General features: G+C 39.9%; 28 protein-coding genes. 21 read left to right on the forward strand and 7 right to left on the reverse strand.

The genetic code is table 11. The features are described 5' to 3' along the window. Positions 1 to 340 precede the first annotated feature (340 nt). The 11 genes from ACKPEB_RS17045 (at position 341) to ACKPEB_RS17095 (ending at position 5484) form a co-directional block, all read left to right on the forward strand. Positions 341 to 598, forward strand: coding sequence for a hypothetical protein (locus ACKPEB_RS17045; RefSeq protein ID WP_408966159.1), 258 nt, complete (start codon positions 341 to 343; stop codon positions 596 to 598). Then, a complete protein-coding gene (locus tag ACKPEB_RS17050) occupies positions 595 to 1140 on the forward strand; it encodes a hypothetical protein (protein ID WP_408966160.1) in 546 nt (181 codons plus the stop codon). Before ACKPEB_RS17045 ends, ACKPEB_RS17050 begins: the two co-directional genes overlap by 4 nt. A gap of 607 nt (positions 1141 to 1747) precedes the next feature. After that, complete coding sequence (locus tag ACKPEB_RS17055; RefSeq protein WP_408966161.1) at positions 1748 to 2146, forward strand: hypothetical protein; 399 nt, start codon at positions 1748 to 1750, stop codon at positions 2144 to 2146. Between the two features lie 11 nt (positions 2147 to 2157). Further along, entirely contained in the window at positions 2158 to 2403 is a 246-nt protein-coding gene (locus ACKPEB_RS17060; protein ID WP_408966162.1) for a hypothetical protein, read from the forward strand. Positions 2404 to 2691: 288 nt separating this feature from the next. Then, positions 2692 to 2859 (forward strand): hypothetical protein, encoded by a 168-nt coding sequence (locus tag ACKPEB_RS17065; protein ID WP_408966163.1) that lies wholly within the window; start codon positions 2692 to 2694, stop codon positions 2857 to 2859. Next, positions 2835 to 3131 carry a hypothetical protein gene (locus ACKPEB_RS17070; RefSeq protein ID WP_408966164.1) on the forward strand — a complete coding sequence of 99 codons (297 nt, stop codon included), beginning with the start codon at positions 2835 to 2837 and terminating at the stop codon, positions 3129 to 3131. The genes ACKPEB_RS17065 and ACKPEB_RS17070 overlap by 25 nt, the downstream gene beginning before the upstream one ends. Continuing rightward, entirely contained in the window at positions 3115 to 3687 is a 573-nt protein-coding gene (locus ACKPEB_RS17075) for a rhomboid family intramembrane serine protease (protein WP_408966165.1), read from the forward strand. The genes ACKPEB_RS17070 and ACKPEB_RS17075 overlap by 17 nt, the downstream gene beginning before the upstream one ends. Positions 3688 to 3759: 72 nt before the next feature. Then, the gene (locus tag ACKPEB_RS17080; protein WP_408966166.1) at positions 3760 to 3957 is read left to right on the forward strand and encodes a hypothetical protein; all 198 of its coding nucleotides are present in this window, start codon (positions 3760 to 3762) and stop codon (positions 3955 to 3957) included. Beyond that, positions 3947 to 4456, forward strand: coding sequence for a hypothetical protein (locus ACKPEB_RS17085; RefSeq protein WP_408966167.1), 510 nt, complete (start codon positions 3947 to 3949; stop codon positions 4454 to 4456). Before ACKPEB_RS17080 ends, ACKPEB_RS17085 begins: the two co-directional genes overlap by 11 nt. A 38-nt stretch (positions 4457 to 4494) precedes the next feature. Further along, a complete protein-coding gene (locus ACKPEB_RS17090; protein WP_408966168.1) occupies positions 4495 to 5103 on the forward strand; it encodes a GIY-YIG nuclease family protein in 609 nt (202 codons plus the stop codon). A gap of 24 nt (positions 5104 to 5127) precedes the next feature. Further along, positions 5128 to 5484, forward strand: coding sequence for a hypothetical protein (locus ACKPEB_RS17095; RefSeq protein ID WP_313656577.1), 357 nt, complete (start codon positions 5128 to 5130; stop codon positions 5482 to 5484). Between the two features lie 28 nt (positions 5485 to 5512). Here ACKPEB_RS17095 and ACKPEB_RS17100 read toward each other — a convergent pair whose 3' ends face one another. Next, the gene (locus ACKPEB_RS17100) at positions 5513 to 5758 is read right to left on the reverse strand and encodes a hypothetical protein (RefSeq protein ID WP_313656576.1); all 246 of its coding nucleotides are present in this window, start codon (positions 5756 to 5758) and stop codon (positions 5513 to 5515) included. Between ACKPEB_RS17100 and ACKPEB_RS17105 the strand changes: the two genes are divergently transcribed. The 5 genes from ACKPEB_RS17105 to ACKPEB_RS17125 all read left to right on the forward strand — a co-directional run bounded on the left by ACKPEB_RS17105 (position 5739) and on the right by ACKPEB_RS17125 (position 9707). Continuing rightward, positions 5739 to 7346: a hypothetical protein gene (locus ACKPEB_RS17105; RefSeq protein ID WP_408966169.1), complete on the forward strand. Its 1608-nt coding sequence runs from the start codon at positions 5739 to 5741 to the stop codon at positions 7344 to 7346. The genes ACKPEB_RS17100 and ACKPEB_RS17105 overlap by 20 nt on opposite strands. Before the next feature lie 170 nt (positions 7347 to 7516). Beyond that, positions 7517 to 7717, forward strand: coding sequence for a hypothetical protein (locus ACKPEB_RS17110; protein ID WP_408966170.1), 201 nt, complete (start codon positions 7517 to 7519; stop codon positions 7715 to 7717). Between the two features lie 892 nt (positions 7718 to 8609). Continuing rightward, on the forward strand, positions 8610 to 9074 hold the full coding sequence (locus ACKPEB_RS17115; RefSeq protein WP_408966171.1) for a hypothetical protein: 465 nt from the start codon (positions 8610 to 8612) through the stop codon (positions 9072 to 9074). Between the two features lie 23 nt (positions 9075 to 9097). Continuing rightward, positions 9098 to 9415, forward strand: coding sequence for a hypothetical protein (locus ACKPEB_RS17120; RefSeq protein WP_408966172.1), 318 nt, complete (start codon positions 9098 to 9100; stop codon positions 9413 to 9415). Beyond that, positions 9408 to 9707, forward strand: a complete 300-nt coding sequence (locus tag ACKPEB_RS17125; protein ID WP_408966173.1) for a hypothetical protein — start codon at positions 9408 to 9410, stop codon at positions 9705 to 9707. Before ACKPEB_RS17120 ends, ACKPEB_RS17125 begins: the two co-directional genes overlap by 8 nt. A gap of 42 nt (positions 9708 to 9749) precedes the next feature. Here the strand turns inward: ACKPEB_RS17125 and ACKPEB_RS17130 are convergent, their stop codons facing one another. The 3 genes from ACKPEB_RS17130 to ACKPEB_RS17140 are packed head-to-tail and all read right to left on the reverse strand — an operon-like array spanning position 9750 to position 10814. Beyond that, on the reverse strand, positions 9750 to 10052 hold the full coding sequence (locus tag ACKPEB_RS17130; protein WP_408966174.1) for a hypothetical protein: 303 nt from the start codon (positions 10050 to 10052) through the stop codon (positions 9750 to 9752). A 3-nt stretch (positions 10053 to 10055) separates the two neighbouring features. Continuing rightward, positions 10056 to 10253, reverse strand: a complete 198-nt coding sequence (locus tag ACKPEB_RS17135; RefSeq protein ID WP_408966175.1) for a hypothetical protein — start codon at positions 10251 to 10253, stop codon at positions 10056 to 10058. A gap of 6 nt (positions 10254 to 10259) precedes the next feature. After that, a complete protein-coding gene (locus ACKPEB_RS17140; protein ID WP_408966176.1) occupies positions 10260 to 10814 on the reverse strand; it encodes a DNA N-6-adenine-methyltransferase in 555 nt (184 codons plus the stop codon). A gap of 120 nt (positions 10815 to 10934) precedes the next feature. Between ACKPEB_RS17140 and ACKPEB_RS17145 the strand changes: the two genes are divergently transcribed. The 4 genes from ACKPEB_RS17145 to ACKPEB_RS17160 all read left to right on the forward strand — a co-directional run bounded on the left by ACKPEB_RS17145 (position 10935) and on the right by ACKPEB_RS17160 (position 14774). After that, positions 10935 to 11099, forward strand: coding sequence for a hypothetical protein (locus tag ACKPEB_RS17145; RefSeq protein WP_313656568.1), 165 nt, complete (start codon positions 10935 to 10937; stop codon positions 11097 to 11099). A gap of 238 nt (positions 11100 to 11337) precedes the next feature. Further along, positions 11338 to 11919 carry a hypothetical protein gene (locus ACKPEB_RS17150; protein ID WP_408966177.1) on the forward strand — a complete coding sequence of 194 codons (582 nt, stop codon included), beginning with the start codon at positions 11338 to 11340 and terminating at the stop codon, positions 11917 to 11919. 4 nt (positions 11920 to 11923) lie between these two features. Continuing rightward, positions 11924 to 14170 carry a hypothetical protein gene (locus tag ACKPEB_RS17155; protein ID WP_408966178.1) on the forward strand — a complete coding sequence of 749 codons (2247 nt, stop codon included), beginning with the start codon at positions 11924 to 11926 and terminating at the stop codon, positions 14168 to 14170. Beyond that, positions 14160 to 14774: a hypothetical protein gene (locus tag ACKPEB_RS17160; RefSeq protein ID WP_408966179.1), complete on the forward strand. Its 615-nt coding sequence runs from the start codon at positions 14160 to 14162 to the stop codon at positions 14772 to 14774. The genes ACKPEB_RS17155 and ACKPEB_RS17160 overlap by 11 nt, the downstream gene beginning before the upstream one ends. Positions 14775 to 14791: 17 nt before the next feature. Here the strand turns inward: ACKPEB_RS17160 and ACKPEB_RS17165 are convergent, their stop codons facing one another. Genes ACKPEB_RS17165 through ACKPEB_RS17175 form a run of 3 tightly spaced genes read right to left on the reverse strand, consistent with a single transcriptional unit; the run spans position 14792 to position 16745 of the window. Further along, positions 14792 to 15631: an endo-1,4-beta-xylanase gene (locus tag ACKPEB_RS17165; protein ID WP_408966180.1), complete on the reverse strand. Its 840-nt coding sequence runs from the start codon at positions 15629 to 15631 to the stop codon at positions 14792 to 14794. Continuing rightward, positions 15632 to 16348, reverse strand: coding sequence for a hypothetical protein (locus ACKPEB_RS17170; RefSeq protein ID WP_408966181.1), 717 nt, complete (start codon positions 16346 to 16348; stop codon positions 15632 to 15634). 34 nt (positions 16349 to 16382) lie between these two features. Beyond that, positions 16383 to 16745: a hypothetical protein gene (locus tag ACKPEB_RS17175; protein WP_408966182.1), complete on the reverse strand. Its 363-nt coding sequence runs from the start codon at positions 16743 to 16745 to the stop codon at positions 16383 to 16385. 335 nt (positions 16746 to 17080) lie between these two features. Here ACKPEB_RS17175 and ACKPEB_RS17180 point away from each other — a divergent pair, with 335 nt between their 5' ends. Then, on the forward strand, positions 17081 to 18763 hold the full coding sequence (locus ACKPEB_RS17180) for an RNA-guided endonuclease TnpB family protein (RefSeq protein WP_408966183.1): 1683 nt from the start codon (positions 17081 to 17083) through the stop codon (positions 18761 to 18763). The last annotated feature ends 181 nt before the right edge of the window (positions 18764 to 18944 follow it).

Below are 18944 nucleotides of genomic sequence, written 5' to 3' on the forward strand. Positions count from 1 at the left end.
ATCCAGCCCACTATCTGCAACAAAAATTTGGATGGACACTGCAACGAATTGCAGAAGAAATGGACTATTCGGATTCAATAGTTAGACAATGGAGTTGTGGTTATCGTAACCCCTCTCGGAGAGCTAAAAAGGACGCATACAGGGTATATCAAGAACACGCCACAAAATAAAAATAACCCTTTAAACCCCTGGATCTTTTGTTTGAGTCCAGGGGTTTTTAGTTTGTTCGCAAGCGAATTCACAAGCGCATTGATGATCCATTGAATCACCCTTATCTTAAGTATCAAGCGAACGAAATATTTCGCTTATGAAACCAAACTTAAACGATTAACAACCGACTATGAGGAGCGCAAGTATTGAGGAAATAACCCACTATACCCGTGAGCAAGTTGCCTCTATATTAGGGATCTCGGTCAATCATCTTCGCCTTTTATGCGCTGATTTAAGAAGCGTATTATCTCCTGAAGAATTTGATTTTCAACCCCACGACGGAATGATTTCCGCAGAGGCAACAAGTAAGTTAATTGAATATCGAAACCGGGCTAGAACCCGAACTCGTGAAAGAATTTTGAACGATATCAGAGTAAAAGGACTATGACAACACAAACACAGCAAACCTATGACCTCGATGCGATCGCCACTGCGGTCGGAATCAAACCCGATAGAGCTAGATTAATTATTTCAACACTTGTAGAACATTTCCATTTTGACGCGACAAAGGTTCCTCAAAATGGCATGGTTGCGATCCTTTCTTCAATCGTTGGACTGCAACAAACTCACTCTCTTTCTGTAGGTCAAGCCGTTGAAAAATACGTTAAGGACTTACAATCCCAACAAAAGAAAACGGGTGGAAAATCGGAACACGCAGCCGGATCAATGGCAGATGTTATTGACAAAATGGCCGACGGTTTAGCAGAGCAAATGGCTCCTAAAGTAGTCGAATTGGCTGCGGAAAAATTACAAGATAAAGTCTTGGAACAGTTACTAAAAGGGTTTGAACTTCCCAAAGTCGTAACCTGTTTTAGTCAAGCCGGAACCATTATTGATGCAGAGATCCGAGAGGTTGAAAAACAACATCGATTTCAACTTTCAGGAAGTGAAAACGTACTCGGTTACTTTGCACTACCGGAGGGTAAGTAATCCATCAAGCCTAGATATAATTCTGTTAATGGGAGGGGTAATCTAATGGAATTTCTGATCGGATTATGGCTATTCCTAATTGTGTTAATCATCTTTTGTAATGGAATAGTTATCAGTAAAATCCCAAACAATACCCTCCCACACAACCAGGAGAATAATGTTAAAAGCCATCGGAAATATTAAGTCAATCATCGGAAATACCCTGATCACTTTAACGATTGGAGTGGTACTAGGAATCGGAGCAACAGGTTGGCTAATGCAGAAAAATTTGGATCAAGTTTGTGGACTTGTCTCCGCAAGAAACCAGTTCATAGACTTTGTAAAACAGGACTCAAAATAATGGATCAAATTCTTCTTCCTCTTGTACACTCTCCCCTGTCATGTGACACGGTGATTCCTCCAAAAGTCTTGGCACAACTTGGCACAAGCCTTGTCATGAGCCTTGTCTCAACTTCTGTGTCAGGTCATGCCTTGGCACAACTTCCACCGGGCTACGAGTTTCAGCAAGCCTATTTAAACACAGAAACTCAACCCTATTCACCTTGTCCAAATCGACGGACTGAGACACGAACCTACGAATATCAATTACCAACAGAAACGGAGGAATATGGCACGGAGCCTAACATGGACATTCAGCAATACAGCGATTCAAGATCAGTCAACCGTTTTGCAGTCGGAAGTTACAACACTTTCATCTTTAAGTTCTTCTGAATTAAAAGCAGAGCGCGATCGCTTGTTATTAGCCGACAAATGTACACCGCAAGATCTTGACCAAATCGTCGAGATTGACGAAATACTTGAAAAACGTGGAGACGACAAAATGAACTTTTCAAAACTTAAAAATTGGCACTGTGTGGTTTTAGGAACTGCGATTGGCTTTTTAGGGGTTCAAATGTTCTTAAACAAACCACAAACCTATCAAACAGTTCAACCCCAAGTCACCCCAAATACTGTCTCGGTTCCTTCGGGAACGGGAACAACTGTTTTCAACTTTGACAACGACTAAGGAGTAAAATCATGCCTAGAATTCGGATTAAAAATATAGTTGATTACGATGACGACAATGAAGACTATTGTGAACAACCCCAGCGTCGTCAACCTCGTTCTCAACCTCAACAGCAAACCCCAGTATTTTCTGTTACAGCTATTCCAATGCCATTTCTAATTATTGGAATTTTAGCAATTCCAATCCTAACAGGAATGTGGCGACCCACTGTAATCATGCCTCAATCTCCAGTCATCGTGAATAACAGCAATAAATAAATAATGGACATCACCACTCTTTACACAAAAAAAGAGTTGCTGGCATGGAAACTGACTTGGTTTCTATTTTTGATTATTTCAATTCAAAGAGGGGGTACGGATTTTTTTGAGACTCGTACCCCATCCCAAAACACCAGTCAATTCTGTAGAGCGTATGTTTCAGGAGATTTAAGATGACGATGACACGGTTTATAACTCAATGGTTGATATTTGGAGTGATTGGATTTGCAACAATCCCAGCTTTAACAAGTCTCCATAACAACATCCTTTGTACTCGGACTTTTAACCATGAACAACAACACTAAAAACTATATTTGGGGAGCGATCGCTCTTCTCGGAATAGGATTTTTTTTGATGAGAAATCAAGGATTAATGCCATCTCCCCAAGCTAATCACGCACCCCCACAACAGCAAACACCCGGAGCTATAAAATGGAACATTCCTACCCTGAAATAACGCTTTTACTAATAGAGCAAGCAAAGGCTACATTTTGTCCCGATCCTTGTTTGCTAGACCCCGACTGGGTAACAACAGCCCTTTTTTATTATCAAACACACCCGCAGGAAAACCCGTTAAGCGAAACAAAACAAGATTGTGTTTGGGGGGCAGAACAAATAAAGCCTCGATCTCAGTGGAATATTCTTTCAGAGCAGGCACAGCAAGCTTCAGAGAGGATGCGGCAAAAGTGGCTAGAAGGACGAAAAACCAGAAATGAAGGACTTGATTAAAGACTTCAAGTGGGCTGTTCTCTACCTCGGCATCATGTGGGGTTTGGAGATGTTTTTAAATCCTCTCGATGCCTTTGGACTCAGACCCGGACGAGCGGACACATTAGGACTAATCGGAATCTTTGCCGCCCCATTCCTTCATGGTAACGCTCAACACCTTATCGGTAACACAATCGGATACGTCCCCCTTGCCTCACTAACAATCCTCAAAGCACCCGGACAATTCAACAAAAACTTCTGGATTATTTCTGTCCTTACGGGTGCTGCGGTTTGGGTAATGGGGCAGCCTGGATCGATTCACGTGGGAGCAAGCGGAACAATCTATGGTTTTTTCGGTTTCTGTCTTCTGTCTGCTGTGTTCCGTCTTGATTTTCCAAACCTAGTTTGTGCGGTTCTAACTTGGATTGTATTTCAAGATTTGATAGGGGGAATGTCCCCAACGTTAGCAAGTCAAGGTATTAGTTGGGAGGGTCACTTATTTGGATTTCTTAGTGGTGCAATTGCTGGCTATCTCGATTCAATTTCTCAACAAAAACAACAGGAGATATCTCATTAAATGTATTTATCCTCTCAAGAAACCGAGACCCCCGCCCCTACTATTTCTTCAGTTCAGATTTTTACATGGTTTATGAGTTTACTTTCTGTGGGGTTAGTTGGGTTAATCGTCTTTGAGTCTATTCGATTAACTCATAAACCCACCGAATCTTTCCACAAATTCATCACAGCCGCCAACTTTTCAGCATACAACAAATGCCTTAAAAACAATGGCGGCGACGGATGTAAAAAACACTTGATTAAAGAATGGGAGAAAATCAATGGCAACTAGATTGGACAACCTCAAAAAGTTTACCTCAACGGTCATCAAAACCAAGGGAACGGGATGCGATATTGAGAAGGCTATGGCTCCTGTTAGCAAAACAGATATTACTCCCTGGAATCGAGAACGCTCCTACTTGGGGACTCAGGAGTTTGAGCAACAATTCAATATTCCTGATAAAGTTTACTACTCGAAAAACGAAGTGGAAGGAGCGCAAATTATTGCCAAGCAAGCCACTGAAGCCGCCAAAAATAAGGAGGAAGTTGTCAAGGCGAAAGAGCAAATTGAAGTCGCTAAAACCCAATGGTACAAAGCGGATCAAGAAGATATTCGACATCAATCCAACCAATCCCTTGATCGGTTTAATGAAAAGACGAAAACCCAATCACACCTTGATGCTCAAACACCCCACTACATGAAAACAGTCTCCCTGTTTGCTAATGAGCACACCGGAGCGTTGAATGTTCTGGGTCAACTAGACCGAATTGAAAGCTCAATGAAACTGTAAACTTTCTGAGGGGGAGAAATATTCCCCCTTGAATAACTATGGAAATAAATCGATATTGCCTTATTCAATCCCTTGGATTATCTAAAAGTCCGTGGGCTTTCACCTATCAATTTATAGAACAAGCAAAAGTAAAGGAGTGGTATATTGCCCATTTATGGGATAGTAAACCCGGAATTTATATGTTTGCTTCTAAGAAAAGGATTTTTTATATCGGGTATTCAAGAAACGTAAAAAACAGGCTGGGGAGTCACGCTAAAATAAGACAAAAAATACAGTCTTCAGCAATCCCAGAAGAGGGGGAATGCCTACTTTATGTCATGTTTTTTGGTAAAGACAGCTTGCTCGGAGAGGTTTATGTAGACAATAGCACCTCTAACTATCATGAATCACGATTAATAAACTCTCTAAATCCATTCCTGAATACAAAAGCACCTCCAGTTTGCTACGGATTCTGGGAAGAGCATTATTATAGAAATCTTATCGTCAATAAAAAAGATGTGTCAGGGTTTTCTCCTTGGTTGTTAAAAGATTTGCTTCGCTGGACTGTCTTGCTCTGGAATAAATATGTTTTTGAACGCGATAAATTACAGGACTTGGTTAATGAGAGTAAGGAGGTAATCAGACAGTTTGTAAAAGATGACAAATAATTTAAAAACAAAACTTTTGTTACTATGAAAAACATCTGGAAAATTAAACGATTTTCAATCTTCGGGACAGGTTTATCTTGTTCCTTTTTGCTATCCCATTTTGCCTTAATTCTCCCTGAGATTAGAGTGCTTTTAATTTGCCTCTATTTAGGGGGAATTGTCGGAGCGATCGCCCTCTATCTCTTCTCTGAATCTCAAGGTAATTTTGACACAGCCGAGATAATATTTGGAGTCGTAGCATTATTAATTGGCATCTTCTACGCCCTGGGATTGGGTCAAGCTTGGATAGCTCTTAGGTTGCTTCTGTGGTGTCTGTTGCTAACTGTCGCTATTTCATCTTGGGTCTTTTTCTCCCTACCTCCACAACAGGAGGAATCGTGAGTCATATCCCCGATCATCTCAAAAACCCTCACCTTTCAGCATGGGCATTAGGGTTAACAATTGCCGGGTGTGGGCTATCTATGTTTTCCCCGATTGCTATCAATAAATCTCCCCAGTGGGCGATCACAGGAACCGCCACCGGAGCCGCGTTATCTGTTGCCGGATGGGTGATGTCTTCCCAATCTGAGAAAGCATCTAAACTGCAAGCCAAATTAGAGGAGCAAACGGAGGCGATATTCCTGCGACGACTGGGAATGGAAAGCGAGTTAGACAAACTTAGAGATGCTGTTTATTTTGCAGAAAGCCAACAGGCGATCGCGCGTCAACAACACCCCTATCCTCAACCCCAAAACCCAAGACTCCCACCGCCGGAAGAATATGAAACAGAACAGCCACGCGGTCAGCTTGCGGTATTAGAGAGAGAAGAACCCGAGCCCTTGATTATTCCTCCTCTCCCCCAGATCAAAATCAATCCGGTCGAAGCGGTATTGGAGCGGGGTTACTTTGAATCAGTAGAAGAACTAAGAGATGTAATTTGGACTGAAGGAAATGAGTGGTTTAAAGCTTGCATCCTAAATAAATTATTGATGGTTATTGGAGATCAAGGGTCAGGAAAAACTACATTTACTCAGTTTGTTTTGGGGTGTCGAATGCTCCTGAAAGGGCATCAAATATTTGTTGCCGATCCTCATGCTGAAAAAAATGGATGGGTCAATTATTTTGATGTTATCGGGGGTAAAAAGGACTGGTCAGCTATTGGTTCCCGAATTGATAAATACTTTGATTTTGTCACCAACAGCCTACAGGGAGATGATCAGCAATTCTCGTTTCTGTTTGACGAGATGACTCAATACAAGGATTGTTTGCAAGATAAGAATAAAGCCGCACTAATGCTTAAGTCTTGGTGTTCAGATGTTAGGAAATCAGCCGTTTCTATTATTTGTTTAACCCACAATGATACCTGTGAAGCATTAGCAGGAGTTAAAGGGATGAAAGATTCTGTTGATAGTTCTTTCCTAAAGCTTTTCCTTGCTAATAAATCAGACCCGGAGACGGGAGACTTTAAACCCGCTCATCAAGGCTATATCTCTAACTTCAAAAAGGACGCAAGAAATCAGTCAATTGATGTTGAGATAAAAACTCAAGTTTGGATGCAATTTAAATACTTACAACCGCTTTTCGACCAACTAACCCCGATTATTCCTGAATCTAAGATCAACCTCAAAAAAGCTAATATCCCAGAAGTATTAGAAGCAATAGATCCTCTTAACCCGATGACGTGGCAATCTGTTGATTATCCTGACGGATTACAATGGTTGCCACAGCATGAAGCCGGGGTTTATGCTGTGTTTGTAGAAGGGTATCAAAACCCTCTTTATATTGGACAATCTAAGGATTTGTGGAGACGCTGGAACAACAAAGGCGACTGGGAGCATCATGTTAAGAAACATCTTGAATCCATCGAAAATGTTGGAGTAAAAATTGCTTTTTATATCACAAAGGGATGGGAGGAACAGAAGCGATTAAGTCTTGAGTCAGAATTACAAGCCAAGTATAAATCCCCCTGGAATGGGACAAACCAGAAGCAACTACCCGAAAAAATCCCATCGGAGGTAGCGCAAGCCGTTTATAGTTTTCTACTGGAAATATTTAAGGGGGAGCCAATCCCCGCCCGTGATTGTTATCGGAAATCATCACTCCGCACTCAGTACGGACTAAACGCGGAAACAACAGAGCAGATTTTTGATGAGCTTCAAGAATTTGGTTTTGGACAGAAGTTGATCAAGGAAGTTAACGGGTTTCGGAGTGTCAACTTTTTGCCTAAGGAAAATAATAAAGGATCAAGTCGCCTGAGTGAATAAAGTTAAAAAGGTTAAAACACCCTCCCTGTAAAGGTTTTGAGGGTGTTTGTATTTTGATAAATAATTTAGTTACGAAACCCCTTGACATTTCGTCACGAAATGTGTAATATAGTAATCACAAGGGGTTGAGAGAAACAACCCTAAACACAAAGGAAAAAGAGGATAAAACTATGGATAGCTTAAAAGGTTATTGGGAAGAATCTTTCGATGGTTTGCTTGACGCCAATCGATTTGTTGTTTGCCCCTACCAGGTGGTGGGCGGGGAAGAAATCGAGGAAGATCATCCGCTAGTCGGCGGATGGCCCTCGCCAGAAGAAGTTCAGAAAAAAGCTAATCAATTAGGATTAAAAATCCTAATTGTCGAAGAATAATTTGATTCCCTACTCCTATGTAGGGAACCCCATCAAGCAACTTGCCTTGACGTGGTGATGGGGCTTTTAACTAAACAGTTGCGGTTAATAGATGAGAAAAATTATGCACTATAAAAATATCACTTTCCACCCCGCTTCGTCAGAACAATATAGAAGAGGGCTCCTGATAGCGGGAACCCTCAAAGGAGAAATTTGGAACGAGACGAAAATCCACCGCTCGTTTGAGCGTCTCATGTTCAAAACCCCGTCGGGGGAAGAAGCATTTTCCTCTTGGTGGGAGCTCGCACGCGAACACGGTGCGATTAATTAATTAATTATTCCCCCTTATTCCCCATAGTGCGATTGTGGGGGTATAGGGTGAAATAATCACCCATTAAAAATTCAAAAGGACAAAATATGGGAGCCAAATCCGTTGGGCGACCTAGCTTATACCCGCAGGGGACGGAAACCACCGTCCTCAAAGTCCCAAAGAAATTAAAAGAGCAATTGCAAAAAATCGGTATTGCTCTAGCTTGGGGAGATAAGGAAAAAGCTTTGGAGATATTGGATCAAGATTGATTGATCCAATATCTTATTAATTCAGAGAGGGAGAGGTTTCGGGAGGCTGCGATCGCCTCTAACCTCTCCCTTTCAATTTCCGAAAGCCATACCTGTAGCTTCTTCTGGTATTTTAGATCTTTTTTCCATTTTCCTCTTGACATATTTCTAAATTAGGAGTATAAATAAAGTATACAAGATTTTGTATCGCTAGGCTACTGAAGCGACAATTACCCTAAGAAGTAGCAAATACAAGGATTGAACCTTGAGGGCGTGGGTAGGCTGACAGCCGGAAAGACGGCATTTTCAAACAACTTTTTATCGGGTCGCCACCGGGAATGGGCGTTGAGGCAATATGAAATCCTACCTGACCGTCGCACAACTCAAAGCCAGAATTCAACAATTAGAAAAACAATTAGAAAATTTAATCAAAAAATTCCCTACTGTCCGATCCTTAGTTCGGAAGTGGGGTTTTGAGTTGACTGTTTTAGAAGGACAAGTAGAAACCCTTGAAACCCGGAAGCAACCGGAAACCCTGAAACAGAAACAGTTAACAATTTGGGACATTAAACCTATGGAGATTGACAGTCGAATTCCAACAACATTAGCCGAAGCCCGTCAACTATCGGGACTCCGCTTTCATGTTTGGAATGAAGAAACTCGGATGTTGTGCCAGGAGTATATGAAAGGAAGTTGTCGGGTGGATGAAGTGATCAACAATCAAAACCCCGCAACACCAAAAATCTTAGACTTTTGCAAGAATAATGACGATGTGCGATTAGCTAATGCGATCGCCTCTATTGCAGCAAAATTAAAATAAAAGGAGATAGTAAGGAGATAGTTATGATGTTTTTAACCTATCGGAATGATCACCTGTTCGCCACAACAGAAGGTGAATTTATTGGGAAAATAATCAATTCTTCTAATGGAAAGCTTGAGAATTTTCCAGTAGAAGAAGATCAGGGAACGTTTAACTTCCTCTTCGGAGGACATGGGTACATCTATCATCAAAACAGTGAGAATACCCATCCTTTCGAGATTGAGTGTTGGGGGAAAATTTTTAAAAACCCGGAGCTACTTCCAGAAGGCACAAGAAGCATATTTATAGATCAATCAAATGATTGCCGCTTCGATTTTGAGGCGGTATTGGCAGATGGATAAACCTAAGCTCATTCACGTCATTCACGCCCGATACCGTCACTATGACGGTATTCTCCCAGAAGGGTTGAGTTCTGTCGCTTACGATCCAAATAATCTAGGAATTGAAACAATTATCGCCTTAGATGAAATGATCCAAAGTGACAAAGAAGAGTGTCTCGGTGTTTCACTGGAGGGAGTCATCGCCCGTCATCATAAAAGGTGTGAAGGTAACGACTATCATAATGTTCACCTAGCTGCCACACAAGGGCAGTGGGACGCAGTAAAGCGTTATAAATCATTGATAATGTATTAAATCTTAAGCTTTAAAACCCGGTAAACCTACCGGGTTTATTTTTTATTTCTTCTTCCAAGTTTTCCCAATCTTCCTCATTAGTCCGGGGAAGATTGAAGTCCAAAGCATACCAGCGATCGCAAAAGCAACCATCACAGCCTTAGTAGAAGGATCGCACCGGAAATCAAACCCACCAGTCCTCCCATCAATAGTTCGGTAGAGAACGACATCATCCTCAATTGTCGCGCTCCCCACCATCACCCGGAACCATTGAACGAATACTTGAGGATCGGGCTCAAAACACATTGAGACTATCTTATCCTCAAAAATATCTCTGATGGCTTCGTAAGTTCTTAGTTCGTGCATGGATTATAAAATAATGGTTTCTCCATTAATAAGCCGACTTAGTGCATTTTTGTTTTCAATCAGATGTTCTGATTCTGAATCAATAAAGTCACCAAGAGAGCCGGATTTTCTTATTTTCAAGGTGTGGCTTGTTTTGTTTGTCATCACCACAACTTTTATAGGCAGGAAAGGAGGAACAATAATGTGTCCTGAATATTTCATAATTAATCACCATTTAGAAGTTTGACAAACAACGCCCCAACCTTCAAAAATTTCTTCTACTCTTTGCGGTTGCAAACCGAAGTAGAACAGGGTTTGGGAAAATCGGTTTTGGTCTTGTTTCTTCCCTTCCGCCGCCCGCTTGGGGGAATAGAAAGTGAGGCGAGTTGAGGGGAGAATAAAGCGATCGCAACGCTGCAACGCTTTTTTGTACCACTGAGTTGAGTCAGTATTTGTTAGCAGGAAAACTTCGGGGTATTCTATCTCTAACAAATCAAGCAATTTATCAACAACTGGCTCTAGGAATCCTGCACTGTAGGGAGGATTCAGCCAGATAGTTTTATATCCTCTCCAGTCTTGATTAAATCCGTTGTCCTTAATCGTAAACATTTTATAAGCTTTGACAACTTTATTGGCTGACTCGCAGCTAAAAGCGTCCAACTCAGGATGTCCATAAAATTGATGCACTAACGAGATTAGATCAGACGGAGTATAGTTCTCGTCTGATTCTTTCCCTGTTGGGATTGTTTCTGTCTCAAAAAGCGATAATTGTTGTACAATCATACCGTGAGCTTTTTACCCTCTAAGAGTTCACACATCAGCCAGTGGAGTTGCATCTCTATTGGCTGTTTTAATTTTAGCATGATCAATGATAGAATAATAGTAAATATTTGAGGAATTGGAATGATAGTAGAAAAGCAAAAGCAACAGGTTCAAATTAGAGAAGAGATGGAAGGAAATCTTGTAGATAATCAAGGGAGAAAGGCTAGAATCCGTGTTGTTAAGGACGAGAAAGAGAATATATATTTTCTGCCAGTAATTGAAGGCGATCGCCATGACATCTCCTGATTATGTTAGCTCTATTTCCCTGCTCCCTACTGTTGACTTTTTGGAGTATATAGCCAAGAAGCAATGGGGGAGTGAGGCGAGTTATGGGGTGGGATTTTCTCCTATTATCCCTGAATTTTATTCCACGACTAACTCAGAATGGTTGTGCTTAAATTCTGAGAGTGAGTTCTTAACCTCTCCTCTCGGAACCGCAGCGATTAAAAATCCTTTCAGTTATACTAGACCAGAATCGTCTCCGGTGTTTGTTGCGTTAAATGATTTAAGAGTCAAACCAACCCAAATTAAGAATGCAAAATCTTTATTCTTGTTCAGAATTGGGGACAATGGCAACGAGGTTATATCAGTTTCAAATTACGATAAAAACTCTGACAATACAACAACAGCCCCGCCTTTGGATTGCTTCTCTAGGGAGTGTTTAAGTTGGTTTAGTAGTGATAATGATTGGTTTACTGGGTTTGGCTATAGTTCCCAAACTTTAATATCTCTTATTGTTAATAATGAAGGGGTTATTACAGTTAAATCAGATGACATTCTGAGGGGAATTATCGATAACTCAACCACAGAAATTCCCCATACAAATATTCAAATTCTAGGCAGTGTCTCAACCCTATCCCCTTGGGTGTCTATTCAGTTATCAACGGGTGTTAGCTTGATTAACACTGAAGATAAAGCTAATATATTATTTTTGTATTCAGTTGACAAAAATAATGATTCATTGGTCTCTTTTGCTTATGGTTATACCTCTCCTGTGGGTCAGGGAATAAATTATGATAAAATAGTAACGCAGGTTTCTTTTAACTCTGAAATTATTATTATTTAATATTATGTCATTTTCTGGAAAATATCGCTTTAAGACCTACGCTCAAAATCCTGTTAGAGTCGCCTTTTTATACTCTAAACTAACAGAAACAGATGAATTGTTTCAATATACTTCCCCCATTCGTTCATGGCGGAGAATGGAACCATTATATCCTGTTTCAAAAGGTGCAGAACAATCCTTTTTCTGTCATGAAATGCCGGATAATTGTGGAAATTATGCCACACTTTCAGATTGTTTAATTAGGAAATTAGATTCTAAATATGCTCCTCAGTCTGGTAATGATGCTGGTTCAGGTTTAAACCCAGCAGATTTAGTCGTCGCATTATTTACAATTGGAAATAATACCAATCCATATACGAAAGAAGATTTTAATATTTTAAATTTATTACCAAGCCGGGTTGGTGATTTACATACAAAAGGAGCGTTTTGGAATGATAGGTCTGATGGCGCAGGGCCTTGGTTTTTTGGAATGTCGCCAATATTACCTATCAATAAAGCAATATTGTTTCAAGGGTTAGATATCCCGATGAATTTATTTGGGGCAACTATTGGTTATAATGTGGAAGTTAGACGGTGGAACAAATCAGCTTTTACTGAAGGCAATGTATATTACTGGCCAAGAGGAGGTGTTTATATCCCACCTGGTTCTTCTGGTATTAATACCGATGAAACTTATGCTTATTATAGAGAAGAAGACCATCAGGACAGTTTTAATTTACAGAGTAGACACGCCTGGGTCGCTCATGAAGCCTCTAGTTTTGTTTGCAATTCTAATATTGATCCTTATGATTGGTATCGAGCGGGAGGTGGTGCTTTTTCAATATATGATGACGAACAATGGGTTTATAGTGGTGACATTACTCTTGACACCGGATGTGGATATGTCGTATTTAAAGGGACGCGAAATCAACTAGGAGATTTTGCTACATTATTAGGTGAAGCTGCTTCTTATTGGGAGCTAGATAGTGGTATTTCATTAAAAGTAGTCGCAAACCCTTTCGGATGCTCTACAACCGGAGACTTAAACGGTGGCGGACTCCCCGACGACCCAGACCCCGAAGTTATCCCCCCGGTGACTTCCGCAACCTATTACGGCAGGTATTCTGAAATCTTTGTCAATCTGCAAGGAGATGGACAAGATAAAGAAGTTAAATTACCAATTAGATTTCCGACCCGTGCAACAAAAGTTCAGTATGGGAATGCAGCATTCTACAACAAAAATATTTCTCCAACGTCGGGTCTACAACCTGTTGTTGCTGAGTGGACTTCCGAACTATTCAAGGGATTTATAGAATTAGATTCAGAATATATTTATGCCAAGATTTTATACGCCCCTTTCAGGGAATGGAAAGCTGGTGAGAAACCTTATGCAACTCCTTATAACAACGAAAGACACTATTCCGAAAATTTTAATTCATGGACAATTGAAACCAGGACATTAATATTTCCACCAGGTACAGGTAATTATCTTAATACCACTGGTGCTGTCGTTCCGCAAGTTGATTGGTTTAATAAATGTCGAGTATTTAAAATTAGACAAAGTGACATGGTGATTGTAGAAGATGTCACTTATTCAAGAGGAGAAAATCAAACTATATCACAAAATGGATGGACTCATGAGATAACAAAAGATTATGTTTTATTAGACCATACGACAGAAGTAAAACCGTTGCAGTTTATTAATATAACAACAGACTCAGGTGATTGGACAGTCCCCGATATTCTCCCGATTAATGGAATTGTGCCACCAACAACCGGAAAACGGGGCTATTGTGGCTATCCAATTGTATATCCTCAAGTCGGATTAGGTGTTGATAAACGATATGCAGACGAACTCCCCCCTTACTCATTCCCACCTTTTCTAACACCTCAAGAATCGTGGACTGATTTGGATTGGATTATTTATTTATTGAGTGAGAAACCTGCTAATCATTTTGTTGATTATTCGTTAAACGGAACATCAGGAGAAGGTAAAAATCTTTACTTTGAAACACCTGGATTATTCTCAGGTTATGGCAGGACTCCCAGACATGAAGCCAACGATTATAACCCTAGTTATCCCAATAGCTTTCTTTATGATTATACAAGCACTGAAAGCGGTAATTATGGATTCATTGATAAAATAGTAGAGTATAATTGCTTTCTGGGGAGTGCTATTATTAAAAATAATCTAATTCAAAAATGGGTTAGAATATCCCCTAGATCATTTCCTATTATGAAATTAAGAGGAGCGTGGCTTAATGACATTTAGAGACAGTCTTCCTGAAACAAAATTATTAAAAAATCTTAGATACAATCATTATTATGATGTAGCGGAGCCTACTAATGGAAATTCGTTTGATTCACCTCTGGGTTCTAAAAGTAAACTACAGCCATTTATAGAGGCTTTTTCAACCTCTGAAGAATACTTTAATTTTGAATTAGAAATAATGACCGTTGAGAGAGGAGAAAACGGTAAACCCGTGAATTTAATCCCATCAAAACAAATAATACAATTAAAAGGCTTAGGGATTCCTAACCCTAACCCCGGAATAGGAGTTAATAATCAAACAACAAAAAAAATTAGATTTATAGAATATAAACTTGTAGCTTCTGAAGAGGATTTTCAATTTGACGGCACTACTTATTATTGGCGGTTCGGTGAGTATTGGAGTGATAATTTAATGTTATTTGAAGATTCTATTCCAATCGAGAGAAGCGTTGATATTACTATTAATAAGATAGGTTTAAAACAAAGCTTAGAAGGCGGGGCATATTACCCAAGCCTTAATCCGAATTATGCGGGTGCGACTAATACCTTTTGGGAAAATACTATTGCAGGGCAAGTATTGGATATAGCGTGTTTTTTGCCTTAATATCCAATACTCAATAGTTAAATACTGATTCTTAACCTTTGATTCCAATCTTTATCATAGATTCCAGAACCCAAAAATTCCTCAAATGATGGCATTTTCCTGGGGTAGTTTTCATCGGTTTCATTTAGCCACCAAGGACAAATGCTTTCAACATTTTTGATTCGAGCTAATACCAAAAACTTATCCCATAGTGGGATAAGTTTATCCGGTGATTCGGTATAATGCCGCCATCCAGAGACCTCTGTTAAATGGACTGAAGTTAACCCCGAAAACATATCTATAACTTTCGGCAAGGCATCAAGTACATAAGGAACACCCGGAATAGGTGAATATGCGTTGGTTGTTTTGAAATGCACTTGAATCCCCACGCCATCAAGAGGGACACCCTCTGTCAATAACTGTTCACAAATATCCTTGATTTTTCGCCATCTATCAAGTTGATACGGCCGGAAATCAGATATTATTAATTTGATAGCTGGATTAGCCTCTTTTGCTGCTATTAAATATTTTTTGATATCTTCATATTGATAGTTTAGGTATGGATTGTAATTGTTTCTATCATCAATAAACTCATTTATTAAATTCCAATGCGTTACAAAAGAATATGTACTTACTCGTTTTTTTACCCAATCTTCAATCGTGCTAGTTCCTGATGCCGGGTCTGGGGATTGATGATTGTTACCGTAAAGGAACGTTGACCAAATCTCTGTTTTATTATACTTATCAGCAATTTTCTTGATATTCACATTTGGTTGCTGACTCCACAAATCCCAAAAATAACCAGCAAAAACACCATCAAAATTTTGCATAATTTCCGATGGAACTTCTGACCGAGAACCGCAAGTTAATAATCGCATTTAAATAATCTCCCATGTTAGTGTACTTGAACTTTGATTTGTAACACCATATCGATATCCGCCCGAATTTAAATCCACCCATTCCTCTTGAATGTCATTAGGAAGTTTACCTGCCGATGTAGGACTTCCCAGATAATGAATTTTACAAGCATTTATCGTTTTCCAAATCGTACCATTACTAACATAAGTAATAGTTGAATTTGGATAATTACCATCAGCATCAGCAGGTTTTGTTCCGCTCGTATTTTCCGTCCACACATAAATTGTTCCTGATGCCAATACAGTTGTAGGTGCTGATGCAGAGACGATTGTTGAAGCCCCAGAAGGATATATTTTATACATCCGTCCAGTAGTAACAGAAGTTAGCTTAACAATTAAATTATCGTCAGCCGTAGCAGTGCTTTGAGCATCCCAATTGTAAATAACTGGGGGTGTTGTATTCAGGATGTAAAACCTATCCTGAGAAGCTGTTGTTAAAGCTTTTAATGCTGCTAAATTAGCAAGCTCAATAACTGAATTATTCCCCCCTACAAGATGCCATCGTCCCGATGGAGTAGCAGCCCACACCGTTGAATTGTCAGCAGTAGCCGTCGATGTTTTTTGAAGCAACAAAAACTTCAATTCTGATGTGGCAGCAAAGACAATATTATCTTGTAAATCAGTTACATTTAAAGCTGTTATAGCAGCAACGTTAGATCTCGCTCCCATCCAAGCCATAATTAAATCCTCTATAGATTACTCGTATTTTAACTTAAATAGGGACAACTGTTAGGTCTAATAAAACAGAAGCATCCCCCGATTCGGGAGTATTCCAATCTTCTTGATTTCCTGAATTCCAGGCATCAACATCGTCTAAATTCCAAATTAAATTAACTGGGGTATCTGTTGCCCATGCTCTTATTTTCCCGCCGACAGGAATAAAGGTTTTAGTCTGCAACTGCCAGGGGATTCCTTGTTCAATTTTCGCGTTAACCAGAAAAGGTTTTAAGGTTAAGTAGGCATTCGTTGGGAGTAGGTTGGAGGCTATCCCTCCGATTACCATGCGATCGCTATTTGCATTTAGCAGAATATTCAAATTGTTGATTTTCTTTCTAATGTTTTCAACTAAAGCCATTGATTTTACCTGTATTTTCTATCATAGTATTTCAATTCCTGATAGGCATTGGAATCAATTTAAAGAGTGGGAACTTACCTCACAACCATGAATGGCGATGTCCGCAATTTCGACTAATCGCAAAACAAGAGGGGGAAATTAATCCCCTCTTGTTTCATTTTTGCCTATCATTAATTGCTACCTATATCTAGGTAGAGAATTCCCTCTTCATCGCCTAATCCTAATGTTTCGGCTCGAAGGGCAGCCTTTCAGCTTGCCGATCTAAACGTCGGTAAATTAATGATAGTTGTATATAATGAAAATGTCAATATATACGTTTCAATTTTTAATAGGCTATGTCTAATGTTAGCGAAAATGTCCGCACAAAAGAATTTAAGCTTATCCTGTCCCCTGAGCAGGAACGAACCCTAGAAGATTGGATGTTGGTTTGTAAGTGGGTCTGGAATCGCTCACTGGGGTTAATAGAAGAATTTAATGATTGGAACCCTTACGATAAGATTTCAAAGTCTTACGTTCCTGCCATGCCTCTGCAACGATATGATCGCAAGCTTAAACAGTTCGTCAGAGTAGAAATCCCCGACTGGAAACTAAGCACCGAGAGAAAAGAGACTTCAAAAGGGTTGGTTCACCCCGTCTCAATCGATAAGGATACCCCGCAAATTGACTCACTCAACTCCAAAAAATCTATTCTGTACGGATTCTTAAAGGTATTCGGTCATCAATACCACAAAGACCGGATTATTACCTACATGGTCAGAGGACAGGAGCGCAAGGTTAAATTTACGGATTGCCCTGCTAAATTCATCCAAGGGGTTAGCCATGAACTCTCAAAAGCATGGGATGGATTCCTAGCGGGTCGCCATTCCCGACCAAGGTTTAAGACTGCTAGGGATAAGGTGATGACGCTATTGCATTACAACGCTAAGGATATTGGGATAAAAGGCAGTAGCATCAATATTCCTAAACTGGGATATGTAGAGGTTATAGGCTTTGACAATCGGTGGTATGGCGTTGATTTTAACCCAATGAAGATCTGTAAAAAAGCATCGGGTTGGTATGTTCAGTTTACCGCTACTGTTCCGGTTAAAAAGTTTAAGAAGACTGGGTTAGCTTGTGGAATTGACCCAGGACATCAGTTCGTTATGGCACTTGATAATGGTCATACAATCAAAGCCGCCCAACCTTTAAAACAGAATTTAAGACGATTAAAACGAATGCAAAAACGTCTCTCTCGTAAGTTTAGGATGAACAACGGGAAGACAAAAAACTGGGAGAAGTTGAATCAAAGGATCGCTAAACTGCATGAAAAAATAGCACGTCATAGACGGTCGTTTAATCACTGGCATTCAACTAATTTAGTTAAGTGGTTTGACGTGATTTTTGTTGAAGATTACAAACCTGCTAACGTCTACCGGAAGGCAAAAGCTAAAACTAAAACCGATGAACAAGGTAATCCAGTGACGGCAGATAATGGGGCTGTTGTTTATGAGAAAAACAATCAAAAACGCAAGAAGGGAAGTAATAGAACGGGGAGCGATATTGCTATTGGTCAGGCGATTGAACTATTAGAAACCAAAGCTAAAGAACACGATAAATTGGTAATTCGGGTTCCTGCTTATGGCACTACTTTACGCTGTGCTAATTGTGGGCATGAAGAGCGAAAAAGCTTATCCCAACGGATTCATCATTGTGCTAATTGTGGTTATACCGTCGCTCGTGATGTTAACTCCGGTCAGAATGTTAAGCTCAAAGGGTTGGCTCAATTAGCATTGGATCATGGGGTTGAGTTAGTAGATAATTTCTGGTATCAAATCTTAAAAAATGCGACAACCTCTAGCTGTTCGGAGAAGAAAGGGAAGAAAAAAGCCAAAAAGAAAGACGTAGTAAGCATTCCAGACGATTTGTTCAAAAATGGGGTTAGCGCATTTTTGATTGCCGAAACCGTCAAAACTCGTGCTATAATTGAACGAAAGCACTTAGAAAACTTGAATAAAACGGCTAAAACCCTTATGGGGTAAGCTCTTGAAATTCCTTTTAATGCCTATCAGGAATTGAAACAAAGGAAATTTCAGAATGTGTGGTGAGGGGGAAGAATGGAGACAAAAAACCTGTTAACCGATGATTGGCAATTGGCTGTAGGAAATAACCGTTTTGTGTTGACGGCCCCAAACTTTCTAACTGCCGATAATTTCATCCAAA

It is taken from the genome of Planktothrix sp., assembly GCF_046067725.1.
Lineage (GTDB): Bacteria > Cyanobacteriota > Cyanobacteriia > Cyanobacteriales > Microcoleaceae > Planktothrix.